Consider the following 15,536-nt stretch of genomic DNA (forward strand, 5'->3'; position numbering starts at 1 on the left):
TCCTTTCAGGTCGTGGCCCGCAGCCTGTGCTGGCGGGTTGGCCGGCGCCGCGCGGGGATCGGCCCGCGCGGCACCCGGATCTTGGCTTATTCGCTGTCGGTATCGGCGGCGGGCGGGGTCGCCGGCAGCACCAGCGCCGGCGCGGGAACGCCGCCGGTCGTGCCGGTGGTGCCGGTGCCGGAGGTTGCGCCGGCCGTGGTCCCCGAGGTCGTTCCCGTCGCCGTCCCGGTCGAGGCGTCCGAGCCGCCAGCCGCGCCGCTGCCGGTCGCGCCGGAGGGGGTGGTCGCGATCGTGCCCTCGGTGCCCGAGGCGCTGCCCGACCCCGCGGCCGGGGTCGTGCTGCTCGGCGGCGGGGTGGTCGGCGCCCCTGTCGTCGGGGTGCCGGTCGTCGGGGTGCCGGTGGACGGCGTTTCCGCCGCCGGCGTCGTGGTGGTGGTGCCCGGCTGCGCGGTGGGCGCGGTTCCGGTCGCGGGCTGCGTCTCGACCGGCTTGCTCTCGGCCGGTTTCGTCGCCGGCGCGGCCGGCTTCGGCTGGGTCTTGGGCTTCGGCGCCGCCGAGGAGGCGCGGGTCTGCGCCTTGGGCATGGCGTCGGTCGGGATGGCGCAGCCGGCCAGGCGCTGGCTGCCGACGCGCAGATTGGCGGTGAAGGGCGTCTTCCGGTCGCCGCTCTCGCAGGACTGGGCGCGGATGTTCAGCGCGAAGATCTGGCCGTTCATGTTGCCGATGAATTCCACGCCGCTGGCATAGGTCATGCGGCGCACGGTCACGCCGACGGATTTCGCGCCGGGCCGTTCATAGACCGCGGTCTTGTCGGCGGCTGTCACCGTCCAGCCGCTGCCGGCGGCGCGGAACATGGCGGTGGCCATGGTGCTGGCCTCGGCGGTGGCGACGGGCTTTTGCTCGGTCCCGGTCTCGATCGGCTGTTCCAGCGGCGAGACGCCCGGCGGGCCGGTATGGCCGGCGGCCTCGGGTTCCGCGGCTTTCTGGAAGGGCAGTTCGCCACAGGCTGCAAGGGCGACTGTCATCGACAGCACGGCAAAGGCCGAACGGAATTTCATCTGCTCTGTCCCGGTTCCATGGGTTTTGCTTATGATTATTGGCTACAGGAAGCCCATGGTTTGGGCAAGCGCCGAGAGGCCCCCGCAGCTTGCGGGGGCGGCGTTTGCGCGAAGTTTCGCAACCGTTTCAGCAGTTCGGCACGTTGACGGCGAGTCCGCCGAGCGAGGTCTCCTTGTACTTGTCGCTCATGTCGCGGCCGGTCTGGCGCATGGTCTCGATGGCGGCGTCCAGCGGCACGAAATGCTGGCCGTCGCCGCGCAAGGCCAGGCTGGCGGCCGAAACCGCCTTGATGGCGCCCAGGCCGTTCCTTTCGATGCAGGGCACCTGCACCAGCCCCCGCACCGGATCGCAGGTCATGCCCAGGTGATGTTCCAGCGCGATTTCGGCCGCGTTCTCGACCTGGGTGACGCTGCCGCCCATCGCGGCGCAGATCCCGGCCGCGGCCATGGCGCTGGCCGAGCCGACCTCGGCTTGGCAGCCGCATTCCGCGCCCGAGATGCTGGCATTGTGCTTGATCAACCCGCCGATGGCGGCGGCGGTCAGCAGGAACTCGTCGAGCTGGCGTTCCGAGGCGCCCGGCACATGGTCCAGCCAGTAGCGGATCACCGCCGGCACCACGCCGGCCGCGCCGTTCGTCGGCGCCGTCACCACCTGACCGCCGGCGGCGTTCTCCTCGTTCACCGCCATGGCATACATCGACATCCAGTCGTTGATGACATGCGGCGCGGTCAGGTTCATGCCCGCCTCGGCCTGCAGGGCCTCGCGGATGCCGGCGGCGCGGCGACGGATCGACAGCCCGCCGGGCAGGATGCCGCGGGCTTCAAGGCCCCGGTCCATGCAGTCGCGCATCACCTGCCAGATCCGGTGGATGCCGGCGGAAATCTCGGCATCGCTGCGGAACACCCGCTCGTTCTCGCGCTTCATCTGGGCGATGGACTTGCCCGATTTTTCGGCCATCTCCAGCATCTCGGCGGCCGAGGCGAAGGGGAAGGGCACCTTGGGCGAGGCGTCGGTGCGGGTGTCGTCGCCGCGCGCCGCCAGCTCGGCCTCGGTCATCACGAAGCCGCCGCCGATCGAGTAATAGATCTCGCGGAAGATCACGTCGCCCTGCGCGTCGGTCGCCATCAGCACCATGCCGTTGGCATGGCCGGGCAGGGCGCGATCGTAGTCGAAGATCAGGTCGCTTGCCGGGTCGAAGGCCAGATCGCCCAGATCGCGCGGCGACAGGATCTTCGTCTCGCGGTTCTTCTCCAGCGCGGCCTCGGCGGCCTCGGCATCCATGGTTTCGGGCAGGAAATCCGCCAGGCCCAGGATGGTGGCGCGGTCGGTGGCATGGCCCTTGCCGGTAAAGGCCAGGCTGCCATGCAGGCTGGCGCGCAGCCCATGGGCGCGAAACGGCTGCTCGCGCAGCGCGTCGAGAAAACGCCCTCCCGCAACCATCGGGCCCATGGTATGGGACGAGGACGGGCCGACCCCGATCTTGAAGATGTCGAAGACCGAAAGAAACATGCCGCGGCTCCTCTTGTCAGTGGCGTTGCAGTCTATCCGCGGGGCCGGCGGCGGACCAGAGCGGCTGCGACGGGAGTTAAGCAGCTTCGCGACATTTGACGAGTCGTGACCTGCACGTTATTTAGGCAGGCGGCACAAACAAGCGGCAAAACCGGTCGCGACGCCAAGGCCCGGAACGCGGGCAGAGGCCGTTTTCTTTCGCATCCCCTGAAGCCGGCATACGAGTTTTTCCATGACGCTGCCCGAACCCATCACCCTTGGCACCACGCGGCTTGGCCCGCCGATCTTCCTGGCGCCCATGGCCGGGATCACCGACCTGCCGTTCCGCCGCGCCGTCCTGCGCCATGGCGGGGCCGGGCTGATGGTCAGCGAGATGGTCGCCTCGACCGAGATGGTGACGCCGCGCCCGTCCACCCGCGCCGCGGTGCGCGCCAAGGCGCTGACCGAGGGCGCGCTGCCGGTCTCGGTCCAGATCGCCGGGCGCGAGGCGCGGGCGATGGCGGAAACCGCGCGCATCGTCGCCGGCATGGGTGCGCGCATCGTCGACATCAACATGGGCTGCCCGGCCAAGAAGGTGACGGGCGGGCTGTCGGGGGCGGCCCTGATGCGCGATCTCGATCACGCGCTGGGGCTGATTGAGGCGGTGGTCGCCGCCGTGCCCGATCTGCCGGTGACGCTGAAGATGCGGCTGGGCTGGGACGCCGATTGCCTGAACGCGTCCGAGCTGGCCGCCCGCGCCGCCGGGGCCGGGGTCCGGATGCTGACCGTGCATGGCCGCACCCGGGCGCAGTTCTATACCGGCCGCGCCGACTGGGCGGCGATTCGGGCGGTGGCGAATCTGCCCGGCCGGCCGCCGCTGGTCGCCAATGGCGACGTGGTGGACGCGGCCAGCGCCCGCGCCGCGCTGCGCCAATCCGGCGCCGATGCGGTCATGGTCGGACGCGGCGCCCAGGGCGCGCCGTGGAAGCTGGCGCAGATCGCGCATGAATTGTGGAACACCCCGGCGCCCGAGGTGCCGCAAGGCGCGCGGCTGGCCGAGGCGGTGGCCGAACATTACCACGACATCCTGTCGCTTTACGGCCGCGAACTGGGCCTGCGCGTCGCCCGCAAGCACCTGGGCTGGTATGCCGAGGCGAACGGCGCCCCGAACCGCGCCGAGCTGCTGCGCGCCCCCACGCCCGAGGCGGCGCTGACCGCGATCCGCGCCGGTTTCGGCGATGCCGATGCGGCGCTGGTCGATGCCGTTCATGCCAATGCCCAGGCCACCGAGGTGCCTTCATGACAATCCGGGGCAGGTCCGACATGCTGCCCGATCCCGAGATGGAAGCCGGCGGCGGCTTCGTCCCGGCCGAGGTCGGGCCCAACTGGTCGGCGCTTCCCCTGCCCGCGATCATCCTGGACGCGCAAGGCCGCATCGCGGCGATGAATGACCTGGCCGAGGCGTTCCTGAACATCTCCTGCCGCTCGTCGCTGGGCCAGGCGCTGGAGGGGGCCGAGATGCGCAAGCGTCTGCGCATCGTGCCGATGCTGGGCTCGATCCTCGCGCGGATGCACGAGGGGCACGAGGCGCTGAACCGCGCCGGCGTGCGCTTCGAGATCGGCGACCGCTCGGGCGGGCATTCCGACCGCATCGCCACCGTCCATGCCGGCCGGGCCCCCAGCCCGCGGGGCGGCACCGTCATCCTGCTGGCGCCCGCCGATGGCGGCGGCCGGCTGGGGCAGGGGCAGGCGGCGCGCTCGGCCGCGCGCTCGGCCATCGGCATGGCCGAGATGCTGGCGCATGAGATCAAGAACCCGCTGGCCGGCATCCGCGGCGCGGCGCAGCTGATCGGCATGAACCTGACCGCCGAGGACCGCGACCTTGCCGATCTGATCGTGGCGGAATCGCGCCGCATCGTCGAATTGCTGGACCAGGTGGAACGCTTCGGCGACACCTCGGCGCCGCGGCTGTCCGCCGTGAACGTGCATGACGTGCTGGAGCGGGTGCGCCGCTCGGCCGCCGTGGGTTTCGGCAAGGGGCTGCGCATCGTGCCCGATTACGACCCCTCGCTGCCGCCGGCGCTGGTCGATGCCGATCAGCTGGTGCAGGTCTGCCTGAACCTGGTCAAGAACGCCGCCGAGGCCATCGGCCGGGCGGGCCGGGGCGGCACCATCCGGCTGCGCAGCTTCTACGACGGCACCCTGCGCCTGGCCCCGACAGAGGCCGAGCCGCAGGGCCGCAGCCTGCCGCTGCAGATCGAGATCGAGGATGACGGCCCCGGCATCCCCGAGACCATCGTCGCCGAGGTCTTCGAACCCTTCGTCTCGGGGCGCGAGAACGGCACCGGCCTGGGGCTGGCGCTGGTCTCGAAGATCATCACCGACCATGGCGCCTGGATCGCGCTGGACTCCCGTCCCGGTCGCACCGTTTTCCGCATTTCACTGCCCAAAGCCTGAGGTTTTCCCATGGATGGCACCGTTCTGATCGCCGACGACGACCGCACCATCCGCACGGTGCTGACCCAGGCCCTGACCCGGGCCGGCTGCCGGGTCCATGCCACCGGCTCGCTGGCGCAGCTGCAGCGCTGGGTCGAGGAGGGGCGCGGCGATCTGGTCATCACCGATGTGATGATGCCCGACGGCAACGGCATCGAGCTGATCCCGGCGATCCGCAAGGCGCGGCCCGACCTGCCGGTGATCGTGATCTCGGCCCAGAACACCATTGTCACCGCCATCCGCGCGACCGAGGCCGCGGCCTTCGACTATCTGCCCAAGCCCTTCGACCTGCCCGACCTGATGACCCGGGCCGGGCAGGCGCTGTCGCGCCGGCTGCGCCGCGCCGATCCTGCCGCCGCCGGCGCCCCGGCGCCCGAAGCCGGCGCCGATCCGGCGCTGCCGCTGATCGGCCATGCCCCGGCGATGCAGAACCTGTTCCGCATGGTGGCGCGGGTGCTGAATGCCGACCTGCCGGTGATGATCGCCGGCGAGGCCGGGGTGGGCAAGACCGTGGTCGCGCGCTCGTTCCACGACCTGTCGGACCGGCGCGAGGCGGGCTTCGTGGTACTGACCTCGGCCGACCTGTCCGAGGAGACCCTCCATCATGCCGATGAACGGGCGCAGGGCGGCACGCTGCTGATCGAGGATCCGACCGGTTTCGACGCCGCCGCCCAGGCCCGGCTGATCGGCATGATCGAGGCCTGGGAGGCCGGGCCGGGCCGCCACCTGATGCCGCGCCTTTTGTCCACCACCGGGCCGGACCCGCAGGCCGATGTGGCCGCGGGCCGGTTGCGGGCGGATCTGTATTACCGGCTGGCCGGGGTGACGGTGACGGTGCCGCCGCTGCGGGCGCGGGTGGACGACATCCCGCCGCTGGCCCGGCACCTGCTGGCCCGCGCCGCCGCGCAGGGCCTGCCGCAGCGCAGCCTGTCCGAGGGCGCGACGGCGCTGATCCGCGCCTATCCCTTTCCCGGCAACGTGCGCGAGCTGGAAAACCTGATGCGCCGGCTGGCGCTGACCGCCGCGGCGGCCGAGATCGCCGAGGCCGAGGCCCGCGCCGCCCAGGCCGAGTCGAGCCCGATCATGCCGCCCGCCCCGGCCGCGGCCCCCGCCGCCCGGCCGGCGGCTGCGGCCGCCAGTCCCGCCGCGTCGGTCACGCCGCTGGGCGAGCCGGCGAATATGCGGCTGGCGCAATCGGTGGAAATGCATCTGCAACGCTATTTCGACCTGCATGGCGACGATCTGCCGCCGCCCGGCCTTTACGACCGCATCCTGCGCGAGATCGAAAAGCCGCTGCTGGAGATCGCGCTGGACGCCACGGGCGGCAATCAGCTGCGTTGTGCCGATCTTCTGGGCATCAACCGCAATACCTTGCGCAAGAAACTGACCGATCTGAATATCGAGGTGACACGGCGCCGCAAACTGATGTAAAACGGCCACAGATGGCCTTGCGAGAGTCGCTGAACGGCCACAGAACGGCCGCGGCACAGCGGCGAAACCGCGAGGACGGGCAAGTGGCGGGAACGCTGTCCAGGGATGCATGGGAACGTGTCGCGCGGCTGCGGCGGATGCGCTTTTATCGCAATGCCGCGACCTTGGGTCTGGTGGTGCTGGGTCCGGTGCTGGCCGGGCTGACCTTTGCGGTCATGGGCCCCTTCGCCAATGCCATTTCGGGCGGCTCGGTCTTGCGGCTGGTGCTGCTGGCCGACCTGCTCTACCTGATCGTGCTGACCGGGCTTGTCGTGGCGCGCATGGCGCAGATCGTCGCGGCGCGGCGCAAGTCGGCGGCCGGCTCGCGGCTGCACATGCGGCTGGTCGGCGTCTTCGCCACCATCGCGCTGGTGCCCACGGTGCTGGTGGCGCTGTTCGCCGGGCTGACGGTGAACATCGGCCTGGAAGGCTGGTTCTCGAACCGCGTGCAGCAGGTGGTCTCGACCTCGCTCTCGGCCGCCGAGGCCTATCAGGAGGAGCACCGCCGCGACCTGACCAATGACGCGCGGCTGCTGGGCGGGGCGCTGACCCAGGCGGCGCGGCAGAACCCGATGCTGGATGACGGCGACCTGCGGCTGCTGCTGACCGACTACCAGAGCCAGATCCAGCGCGGATTGCGCGAGGCCTATATCATCGACGGCCGCGGCACCATCCGCGCCCGCGGCGAGCGCAGCTATCAGTTCTGGTACGAACAGCCTTCGCCCGCCCAGTTCGACGAGGCGGCGACCCGCGGGCTGGTGCTGATCGAGGACTGGCAGAACAACGAATTCCGCGCCCTGGCGCCGCTGACGCCGCTGGCCGACCGTTATCTCTATGTCACCCGCGACGTGGACGGCAGCCTTCTGGGCCTGCTGGACGACACCCGCCAGACCGTCGGCGAATACCAGCGCCTCGAGCAGGAGCGCGGCCGGGTGCTGTTCGAGTTCTCGCTGCTTTACCTGGGCTTTGCGCTGCTTCTGGTGGCGGCGGCGATGTGGTTGGGGCTGTGGTTCGCCGACCGGTTGTCGCGACCCATCGGCCGGCTGGCCGAGGCCTCCGAGCGGGTGGGCGAGGGCAATCTGGACTTCCAGATCCCCGCCCCCGACACCGGCGACGAGATCCAGACCCTGGGCGAAAGTTTCAACCGCATGACCCGGCAGCTGAAACAGCAGCGCCAGGAGCTGGTGGAAAGCTACCGCGCCGCCGACGACCAGCGCCGGCTGTTCGATTCCGTGCTGTCCTCGGTCACCGCCGGGGTGATCGGACTGGATGCGGCGGGCGAGATCGACTTCCTGAACCGCTCGGCCACCCGGCTGCTGGGCCTCGATCCGGCGGCGGCGCATGACCGGCTGCTGTCCGAGGCGGTGCCGGAATTCGCGCCGCTGTTCGAGCGGCTGTCGCAATCGGTGAACGAATCGGTGCAGGACGAGATCCGCCTGACCCGCGAGGGCCGCGTCGAAAGCCTGCTGGTGCGCATGGCGATCCGCCGCGGCGCCGCCGGCGGGCTGGAAGGCTATGTGGTGGCGCTGGACGACGTGACCGATCTGGTGTCGGCGCAGCGCATGGCCGCCTGGGGCGACGTGGCCCGCCGCGTCGCGCATGAGATCAAGAACCCGCTGACCCCGATCCAGCTTTCGGCCGAGCGGCTGAAGCGCAAGTTCGGCCCCATCGCCGGCGAGGAACGCGAGGCGCTGGAGCAATATACCGAGGTGATCATCCGCCAGACCAACGACCTGCGCCGGATCGTGGACGAGTTCAGCCGCTTCGCCCGCATGCCGGAACCGGACCGCAAGGAAACCGACATCGTCAAGCTGCTGCGCGATGCCGAGCTGATGCAGCGCGACGCGCTGCAGGGCGCGCTGGTCTCGGACATCCCCGACGAGCCGGTGATCGTCGATGCCGATGCCGGGATGATGCGGCAGGTCTTCACCAACCTGTTGAAGAACGCCGGCGAGGCGCTGGACGAGCTGCGCGCCGCCCCGCCCGAGGGCTGGGCGCCGCAGGTCCGGGTCATGCTGCGCGCCGCCCCCGATGCGGTGACCATCCGCATCACCGACAACGGCCCCGGACTGCCCGAGGACCGCACCCGGCTCTTCGAGCCCTATGTCACCATGAAACCCGGCGGCACCGGCCTGGGCCTGCCGATCGTCAAGAAGATCGTCGAGGAGCACGGCGGCAGCCTGATGCTGACCGACGCCCCCGAGGGACGCGGCGCCATGGCCGAGATCCGTCTGCCGCGCGAGCGCCAGCCGGTGCGCCTGTCCGCGCGCCGCCAGAAACACGAGCAGGAAACATTCAAATGAGCGATATTCTGATTGTCGATGACGAGCGGGACATCCGCGAGCTGATTTCCGACATCCTGCGCGACGAGGGCTTCTCGACCCGCCTCGCCGCCAATTCCGACCAGGCGGTGGCCGAGCTGAACGCGGCCGAGCCGGCGCTGATGATCCTCGACATCTGGCTGAAGGACAGCAAGATGGACGGGATCGACATCCTCAAGCAGGTCAAGCGCAACAATCCCGACGTGCCGGTGGTCATCATCTCGGGCCACGGCAATATCGAGATCGCGGTGGCGGCGATCAAGCAGGGCGCCTATGACTTCATCGAGAAGCCCTTCAACATCGACCAGCTGCTGGTGGTGATCCGCCGCGCCATGGAGACGGCGCGGCTGCGGCGCGAGAACTCGACCCTCAAGCGCGGCGAGGCGCGGGCCTCGGAAATGCTGGGCAATTCCGCGCCCTTCCGCCGGCTGCGCGAACAGCTCGACAAGGTGGCGAAGTCGAACGGCAGGGTGATGCTGACCGGCGAGCCGGGGGCGGGCAAGGAGATCGCCGCCCGCTATGTCCACGCCCACAGCCCGCGGGCGCGCGAGCCCTTCGTCACCGTGCCCTGCGCCACCATCGAGCCCGACCACATGGAGGAGGTGCTGTTCGGCCGCGAGACGCCCGAGCGCGGCATCGAGCCGGGGCTGCTGGAACAGGCGCATGGCGGGGTGATCTATTTCGACGAGGTGGCGGACATGCCGCTGGGCACCCAGCCCAAGATCCTGCGGGTGCTGACCGAGCAGCAGTTCCAGCGCTCGGGCGGCACCGACAAGGTGCGGGTGGACCTGCGGGTGATCTCCTCGACCAACCGCGATCTGGCGGCGGAAATCGCCGCCGGCCGCTTCCGCCAGGAGCTCTACGACCGGCTGAACGTGGTGCCGGTGGCGGTGCCGTCGCTTGCCGACCGCCGCGACGACATCCCGATGCTGGCCGGGCATTTCATCGAGCTGTTCCACGCCGGCCAGGGCCTGCCGCTGCGCGCCCTGCCCGAGGAGACCTGCGCGGCGCTGCAGGCGATGGGCTGGCCGGGCAACATCCGCCAGCTGCGCAACGTGATCGAACGGGTGCTGATCCTGGGTGACGGCATCGGGCCGATCCAGCCCTCGGAACTGGAGACCCAGAACGGCACCACCACCACCGGCGAGGCCCTGGCGCTGGGGCCGCAGATCACCAGCCTGGCGCTGCGCGAGGCGCGCGAACTCTTCGAGCGGGAATACCTGCTGGCGCAGATCAACCGTTTCGGCGGCAATATCAGCCGCACGGCGCAATTCGTCGGCATGGAGCGCTCGGCCCTGCATCGCAAGCTCAAGTCGCTGGGCGTCGTCGGCGGCATGCGCGTCGAGGAAGAGGTGATGGGGAAATGACGGTGCCGCCGCGTTTGCGGCGCGGTCGCCGGGGTATTTGGAAAACGGTGAAAGCGTTAGGCTTTTCTTAACTTCACCGGGGTATTCAGGTTGCGCGGGACAGGCTGGGGAGCCGATGACCGCAAACGGTGAAAGCGCCCCGGACCGCCCTGGAATGCCCGGGGGTTCCCGGTTGTCCGGGGCGCCGCCTCCGCCCTTCACCGTTTTCCAAATACCCTGGCGACGGCGAAGCGCGCAGGGTGACCGCCGATCAGGCCGCGGCGTTTTCGCTGTATCCGCCACGCGCGGCGCGCGTTAGGATCGCGCTTCACGAAGGGCATGAACCGGGGCCGGAATGAAGATCATCATCTGCGGGGCGGGGCAGGTCGGCTGGCACATCGCGCGCCATCTGGCGGGCGAACGCAACGATGTCACCATCATCGATACCAATGCCGAGCTGATCCGCCGCGCCACCGATGCGCTGGACGTGCAGGGCGTCACCGGTTTTGCCAGCCATCCCGACGTGCTGGACCGCGCCGGCGCCCGCGATGCCGATCTGATCATCGCCGCCACCCATTCGGACGAGGTGAACATGGTCACCTGCCAGGTGGCGCATTCCGTCTTTCAGGTGCCGCGGAAGATCGCGCGGCTGCGCAGCTCGGCCTATCTCGACGCGATCTGGTCCGATCTCTACCGCACCGACCATCTGCCCATCGACGTGGTCATCAGCCCCGAGCGCGAGGTGGCGCGGGCGGCCCTGCAACGGCTTTCGGCGCCCTCGACCTTCGATGCCGAGACCTTTCTCGACGGGCGGCTGCACCTGCTGGGCATCCTGCTGGATCCCGACAGCCCGGTGCTGAACACGCCGCTGCGGCAATTGAACGAGATGTTCACCAGCCTCAGCGCCATCGTCACCGGCGTGCGGCGCGGCGGCCGGCTGTTCGCGCCCGAGCCGGGCGACCAGCTGTTCGAGGGCGACCAGATCTATGTCTTCACCCTGAGCGAGGACGTGCCGCGCACGCTGGAGATCTTCGGCAAGCCCATGGCCAAGCAGGAAAGCGTCGTCATCATCGGCGCCGGCAATGTCGGCCTTGCCGTCGCGCAATCGCTGGAGGCGCGGCCCGAGCGGGTGCGCGTCAAGCTGATCGAGCGCAGCCGCGGCCGGGCCGAGGACGCGGCCGACGCGCTGAACCGCACCATCGTGCTGAATGGCGACGGGCTTTCCGCCGAGCTGCTGGAGGAGGCGGCGGTGCCGCGTGCCGATGCGGTTCTGGCGATCACCGACGACGACAAGACCAATATCCTGGCCGCGGTGCGTGCCAAGCAGGCCGGCGCCAAGCTGGCGATCTCGCTGGTCAACGACCCGACGCTGATGTCGCTGATGGAACCCCTGGACATCGACGCCTTCATCAACCCGCGCGCCAGCACCGTGTCCACCATCCTGCGCCATATCCGGCACGGCCGGGTGCGCGACATCTATTCCATCGGCGATGCCGAGGCCGAGGTGATCGAGGCGCAGGTGCTCTCGACCTCGCCGATCTCGGGCCGGGCGGTGCGCGACATCGAATTTCCCGAAGGCGCGCTGATGGGCGCGGTGCAGAAGGGCGACCGGGTGGTCAAGCCCACCGGCGACCTGCGCATCGAAGAGGGCGATATCGTGGTGATCTTCGCCCTTGCCTCCGACATTCCCGAGGTCGAGCGCCTGCTGCAGGTCTCGATCGACTTCTTCTGAGGCCCGGGATGCGGCTGCTTCTGCGACTGCCCCTGATGGTGATCCTGGCCGGGATCGGCGGCGCGGCCATGGTGGTGCCGGGGCTTTACGCCCATGCCATCGACAGCCACAAGATCGGCGCGATCTTCCTGGGCTGCGCCGGGCTTTTCGTCCTTCTGGCCGCGATCCTGGGCCTGGCCACCGCCGAGGAACCCGAGGGGCCGCGGGCGCGCAGCGTGCTGCTGACCATGCTGGGCACCATGCTGCTGCTGCCCGCCATGCTGGCGGTGCCCTTTGCCATTTCCCTGCCCGATACCGGCTTCTTCAACGCCTGGTGGGAGATGATTTCCTGCCTGACCACCACCGGCGCCACGCTTTATGCCGCCGACCTGCTGCCGGCGCCGCTGCATCTGTGGCGGGCCGTGGTCGGCTGGCTGGGCGGGCTGTTCATGCTGGTCGCGGCCATCGCCCTGCTGGCGCCGCTGCGGGTCGGCGGGTTCGAGATCCTGTCCTCGCCCTATGGCCGCAGCGAGCGCTTCGAGCGGCTGCCGCGCTCGGCCGAGAGCGTCGCGGTGGTCACCCACCTTTCCACCCCGGCCTTCCAGACCGAACTGGTCGATCCGGTGCATCGGGTGATGCGGGCGGCGCGGGCGGTGTTCCCGCCCTATGCCGGGCTGACGCTGCTGATGTGGACGATCCTGCTGATGCTGGGCGAGAACGGGCTGGTGGCGCTGACCCGCGCCATGGGCACGCTGTCGACCAGCGGCATCAGCCCGGTGGGCGGTCCGGCCGGGCAGGGCAGCGGCATCGCCGGCGAGGCGGTGATCTTCCTGTTCCTGGTCCCGGCCCTGTCGCGGCGTTTCTGGCCCGGCGGCGGCGAGCTGAACACCAGCGAAAGCTGGACCGGCGATCCCGAGCTGCGCATGGCGGCGGGCGTGGTGCTGCTGGTCTCGGCCATGCTGTTCCTGCGGCATTTCGCCGGCGCCATCGGCGTCTCGCCCACCGGCGCCCAGGGGGTGCTGGACACGCTGGACAGCGCCGCCTCGGCCGCCTGGGGCGGGATCTTCAACGGCCTCAGCTACCTGACCACCACCGGCTGGAACTCGGTCGAATGGCAGGGCGCGCGCAACTGGTCGGGGCTCAGCTCTCCCGGGCTGATGCTGGCCGGGCTGGCGCTGATGGGCGGCGGCGTCGCCACCACCGCCGGCGGGGTGAAGCTGTTGCGGGTCTATGCGCTGGCCCGCCATGCCGAGCGCGAGCTGGACAAGATCGTGCATCCCAGCTCGGTCGGCGGCGGCGGGCTGATGGCGCGGCGGCTGCGCCGCGAGGGCGCCTATCTCGCCTTCATCTTCTTCATGCTGTTCGCCAGTTCGATCGCGGTGACGGTCATGCTGATCTCGTTGCAGCGGATCGAATTCGATTCGGCGACGATTCTGTCCATCGCGGCGCTGACCAATACCGGGCCGCTGGCCGGGGCGATTCCGCTGACCCCCAGCTTCCAGGGCTCGGCCGGCATGGCCGGCGCCCCGTGGGAGGGCTGGGCCGGCCTGCCGGCGCTGACCAAGGCGGTGCTGGCGGCGGCGATGGTGGTCGGCCGGGTCGAGACCCTGGCCATCCTGGCGTTGTTTTCACCGGAATACTGGCGCCGTTAGCGCCGATCACATGCTTGCAAGCCGCTGCCTGCTCGCCTAAGTCTTGAAAACCAGCGATAAGAACAAGGTGCAACGAATGGCCGGCGACAAACAGAACCTCCAGGACGCTTTTCTGAACCATGTCCGCAAGGGCAAGGTTCCGGTGACGATTTTTCTTATCAATGGTGTGAAACTGCAGGGTGTCATCACCTGGTTCGACAATTTCTGCGTGCTGCTGCGCCGCGACGGTCAGTCGCAGCTGGTCTACAAGCACGCCATCTCGACCATCATGCCGGGGCAGCCGATCAGCCTTTATGAGGGTGAGGACTGATTGGCCGAACCCTCGGAAACCCGCGAGCGGCCGACCCGCGCCTATGTGATCCATCCCGATCTGGGCAATTCGCGCACCCGCCGCTCGCCCGAGCTGGCGCTGGAGGAGGCCGTGGCGCTGGCCCATGCCCTGCCCGCCATCGAGGTGACCGGCGCCGAGGTGGCGCGGCTGCGCAATCCCGATCCGGGCATGCTGTTCTCCAAGGGCAAGCGCGAGGAGATCGGCCAGCACCTGCAGGCCGCCGCCGAGGGCGAGGGGGCGGAGCTGGTGCTGATCGACGGGCCGGTGACGCCGGTGCAGCAGCGCAACCTGGAAAAGGACTGGGGCGTCAAGATCCTCGACCGCACCGGGCTGATCCTCGAGATCTTCGCCGACCGGGCGCAGACCCGCGAGGGGGTGCTGCAGGTCGAGCTGGCGGCGCTGGCCTATCAGCGCACCCGGCTGGTCCGGGCCTGGACCCACCTGGAACGCCAGCGCGGCGGGTTGGGCTTCGTCGGCGGTCCGGGCGAGACGCAGATCGAGGCCGACCGCCGCGCCATCGACGAGCAGGTGATCCGCCTGCGCCGGCAGCTTGGGCGGGTGGTCAAGACCCGCGAACTGCACCGCAAGGCGCGCGCCAAGGTGCCCTATCCGATCGTGGCGCTGGTGGGTTACACCAATGCCGGGAAATCCACGCTGTTCAACCGGCTGACCGGGGCCGAGGTGCTGGCGCAGGACCAGCTTTTCGCCACGCTGGATCCGACCATGCGGCAGATGCTGCTGCCGGGCGGCCGGCGGGTGATCCTGTCGGACACGGTGGGCTTCATCAGCGACCTGCCGCATGAACTGGTCGCCGCCTTCCGCGCCACGCTGGAAGAAGTGCTGGCCGCCGACCTGATCCTGCATGTGCGCGACATCAGCCACCCCGAAACCGAGGAGCAGGCCGGCGACGTGGGCGAGATCCTCGATTCGCTGGGCGTCGAGGAAGACGTGCCGCTGATCGAGGTCTGGAACAAGATCGACGCGCTTTCGCCCGAAACCCGCGCGGCGCTGCAGCGTACCGATGCCCGCACCGCCGGCGTCCAGACGATCTCGGCCCTGTCCGGCGAGGGGGTGGACGCGCTGCTGGCCGCCATCGAGGAACGCCTGGCCGAGGCGCTGGACGAACCGCGCCTTGATGCCGAACTGCTGCTGCCGCATTCCGACGGCCGCCGCCGGGCCTGGCTGCACGAGCACGGCGTGGTGGTGGCCGAGGAGTCGGCCGAGGAGGGCGTGCATCTGCGCCTGCGCTGGACGGAACGGCAAAAGGCAGCCTTCGAGGCGCTTTGACCGGGCCGGTCCCGCGGGCGGCGCGGGCGGCAGGGGTATTTGGAAAACGGTGAAAAGCCGCGGTCCCGAGAGTCGGGCGCGGTCGATTCCCGGTTGAATGGCCGCGATCTGAGCATTGGGAGACGGCGGCAGCCGGTCCGGTCCGCAGGGCGCGGCCTTTTCGCTTTCACCGTTTTCCAAATACCCGAATCTCTTCCTGACGGTCTGTTCCGGGCCATGGCGGCTTCGCTGTTCCCCGGACACCCGTGTCGCGCCGGGCGGCCGGGGCGGGTTTTCCGCCCGGGGGGCGTCAGGCCGGCAGGGCGGCGAGTTCGCCCGCCCAGGGCGGGTTGGCGCCGGGGCGCGAGACGGTGATCGCCGCCGCGCTGGTGCCGA

General features: G+C 69.9%; 11 protein-coding genes. 9 read left to right on the forward strand and 2 right to left on the reverse strand.

Annotation, left to right across the window (positions count from 1 at the left end):
* Window positions 1-86 precede the first annotated feature (86 nt).
* Together ACFOMP_RS07975 and ACFOMP_RS07980 are read right to left on the reverse strand one after the other, a co-directional pair.
* Window positions 87-1,058, reverse strand: a complete 972-nt coding sequence (locus ACFOMP_RS07975; protein ID WP_379029282.1) for a hypothetical protein — start codon at window positions 1,056-1,058, stop codon at window positions 87-89.
* A gap of 127 nt (window positions 1,059-1,185) precedes the next feature.
* The gene (locus tag ACFOMP_RS07980; protein ID WP_379029285.1) at window positions 1,186-2,568 is read right to left on the reverse strand and encodes an L-serine ammonia-lyase; all 1,383 of its coding nucleotides are present in this window, start codon (window positions 2,566-2,568) and stop codon (window positions 1,186-1,188) included.
* A gap of 232 nt (window positions 2,569-2,800) precedes the next feature.
* Here ACFOMP_RS07980 and dusB point away from each other — a divergent pair, with 232 nt between their 5' ends.
* From dusB to hflX, 9 genes are all read left to right on the forward strand, one after another.
* On the forward strand, window positions 2,801-3,850 hold the full coding sequence (dusB, locus tag ACFOMP_RS07985; protein ID WP_379029288.1) for a tRNA dihydrouridine synthase DusB: 1,050 nt from the start codon (window positions 2,801-2,803) through the stop codon (window positions 3,848-3,850).
* Window positions 3,847-5,004, forward strand: coding sequence for a two-component system sensor histidine kinase NtrB (locus ACFOMP_RS07990; RefSeq protein ID WP_379029291.1), 1,158 nt, complete (start codon window positions 3,847-3,849; stop codon window positions 5,002-5,004). Before dusB ends, ACFOMP_RS07990 begins: the two co-directional genes overlap by 4 nt.
* A 9-nt stretch (window positions 5,005-5,013) precedes the next feature.
* A complete protein-coding gene (locus tag ACFOMP_RS07995) occupies window positions 5,014-6,474 on the forward strand; it encodes a response regulator (RefSeq protein WP_379029294.1) in 1,461 nt (486 codons plus the stop codon).
* A 137-nt stretch (window positions 6,475-6,611) separates the two neighbouring features.
* The gene (locus ACFOMP_RS08000) at window positions 6,612-8,816 is read left to right on the forward strand and encodes a sensor histidine kinase NtrY-like (protein ID WP_379029479.1); all 2,205 of its coding nucleotides are present in this window, start codon (window positions 6,612-6,614) and stop codon (window positions 8,814-8,816) included.
* Entirely contained in the window at window positions 8,813-10,201 is a 1,389-nt protein-coding gene (gene ntrX, locus ACFOMP_RS08005) for a nitrogen assimilation response regulator NtrX (protein ID WP_289895766.1), read from the forward strand. Before ACFOMP_RS08000 ends, ntrX begins: the two co-directional genes overlap by 4 nt.
* Before the next feature lie 334 nt (window positions 10,202-10,535).
* Entirely contained in the window at window positions 10,536-11,912 is a 1,377-nt protein-coding gene (gene trkA, locus ACFOMP_RS08010; protein WP_289895765.1) for a Trk system potassium transporter TrkA, read from the forward strand.
* Window positions 11,913-11,920: 8 nt separating this feature from the next.
* On the forward strand, window positions 11,921-13,543 hold the full coding sequence (locus ACFOMP_RS08015) for a TrkH family potassium uptake protein (protein ID WP_289895764.1): 1,623 nt from the start codon (window positions 11,921-11,923) through the stop codon (window positions 13,541-13,543).
* Between the two features lie 76 nt (window positions 13,544-13,619).
* Window positions 13,620-13,853 (forward strand): RNA chaperone Hfq, encoded by a 234-nt coding sequence (hfq, locus tag ACFOMP_RS08020; protein WP_010394165.1) that lies wholly within the window; start codon window positions 13,620-13,622, stop codon window positions 13,851-13,853.
* Window positions 13,854-15,161 (forward strand): GTPase HflX, encoded by a 1,308-nt coding sequence (hflX, locus tag ACFOMP_RS08025; RefSeq protein ID WP_379029301.1) that lies wholly within the window; start codon window positions 13,854-13,856, stop codon window positions 15,159-15,161.
* Window positions 15,162-15,536 lie beyond the last annotated feature (375 nt).

This window comes from Paracoccus simplex (assembly GCF_042648325.1).
Taxonomy (GTDB): Bacteria; Pseudomonadota; Alphaproteobacteria; order Rhodobacterales; family Rhodobacteraceae; genus Paracoccus; species Paracoccus simplex.

Bases quoted from the DNA above. Each gene is read 5' to 3' on its own strand.
- ACFOMP_RS07995 (WP_379029294.1), top strand. From the start codon at position 5,014: ATGGATGGCACCGTTCTGATCGCCGACGACGACCGCACCATCCGCACG.
- ACFOMP_RS07975 (WP_379029282.1), bottom strand. From the start codon at position 1,058: ATGAAATTCCGTTCGGCCTTTGCCGTGCTGTCGATGACAGTCGCCCTT.
- ACFOMP_RS07980 (WP_379029285.1), bottom strand. From the start codon at position 2,568: ATGTTTCTTTCGGTCTTCGACATCTTCAAGATCGGGGTCGGCCCGTCC.
- ACFOMP_RS08000 (WP_379029479.1), top strand. From the start codon at position 6,612: ATGCGCTTTTATCGCAATGCCGCGACCTTGGGTCTGGTGGTGCTGGGT.
- ntrX (WP_289895766.1), top strand. From the start codon at position 8,813: ATGAGCGATATTCTGATTGTCGATGACGAGCGGGACATCCGCGAGCTG.
- trkA (WP_289895765.1), top strand. From the start codon at position 10,536: ATGAAGATCATCATCTGCGGGGCGGGGCAGGTCGGCTGGCACATCGCG.
- hfq (WP_010394165.1), top strand. From the start codon at position 13,620: ATGGCCGGCGACAAACAGAACCTCCAGGACGCTTTTCTGAACCATGTC.
- ACFOMP_RS07990 (WP_379029291.1), top strand. From the start codon at position 3,847: ATGACAATCCGGGGCAGGTCCGACATGCTGCCCGATCCCGAGATGGAA.
- ACFOMP_RS08015 (WP_289895764.1), top strand. From the start codon at position 11,921: ATGCGGCTGCTTCTGCGACTGCCCCTGATGGTGATCCTGGCCGGGATC.
- dusB (WP_379029288.1), top strand. From the start codon at position 2,801: ATGACGCTGCCCGAACCCATCACCCTTGGCACCACGCGGCTTGGCCCG.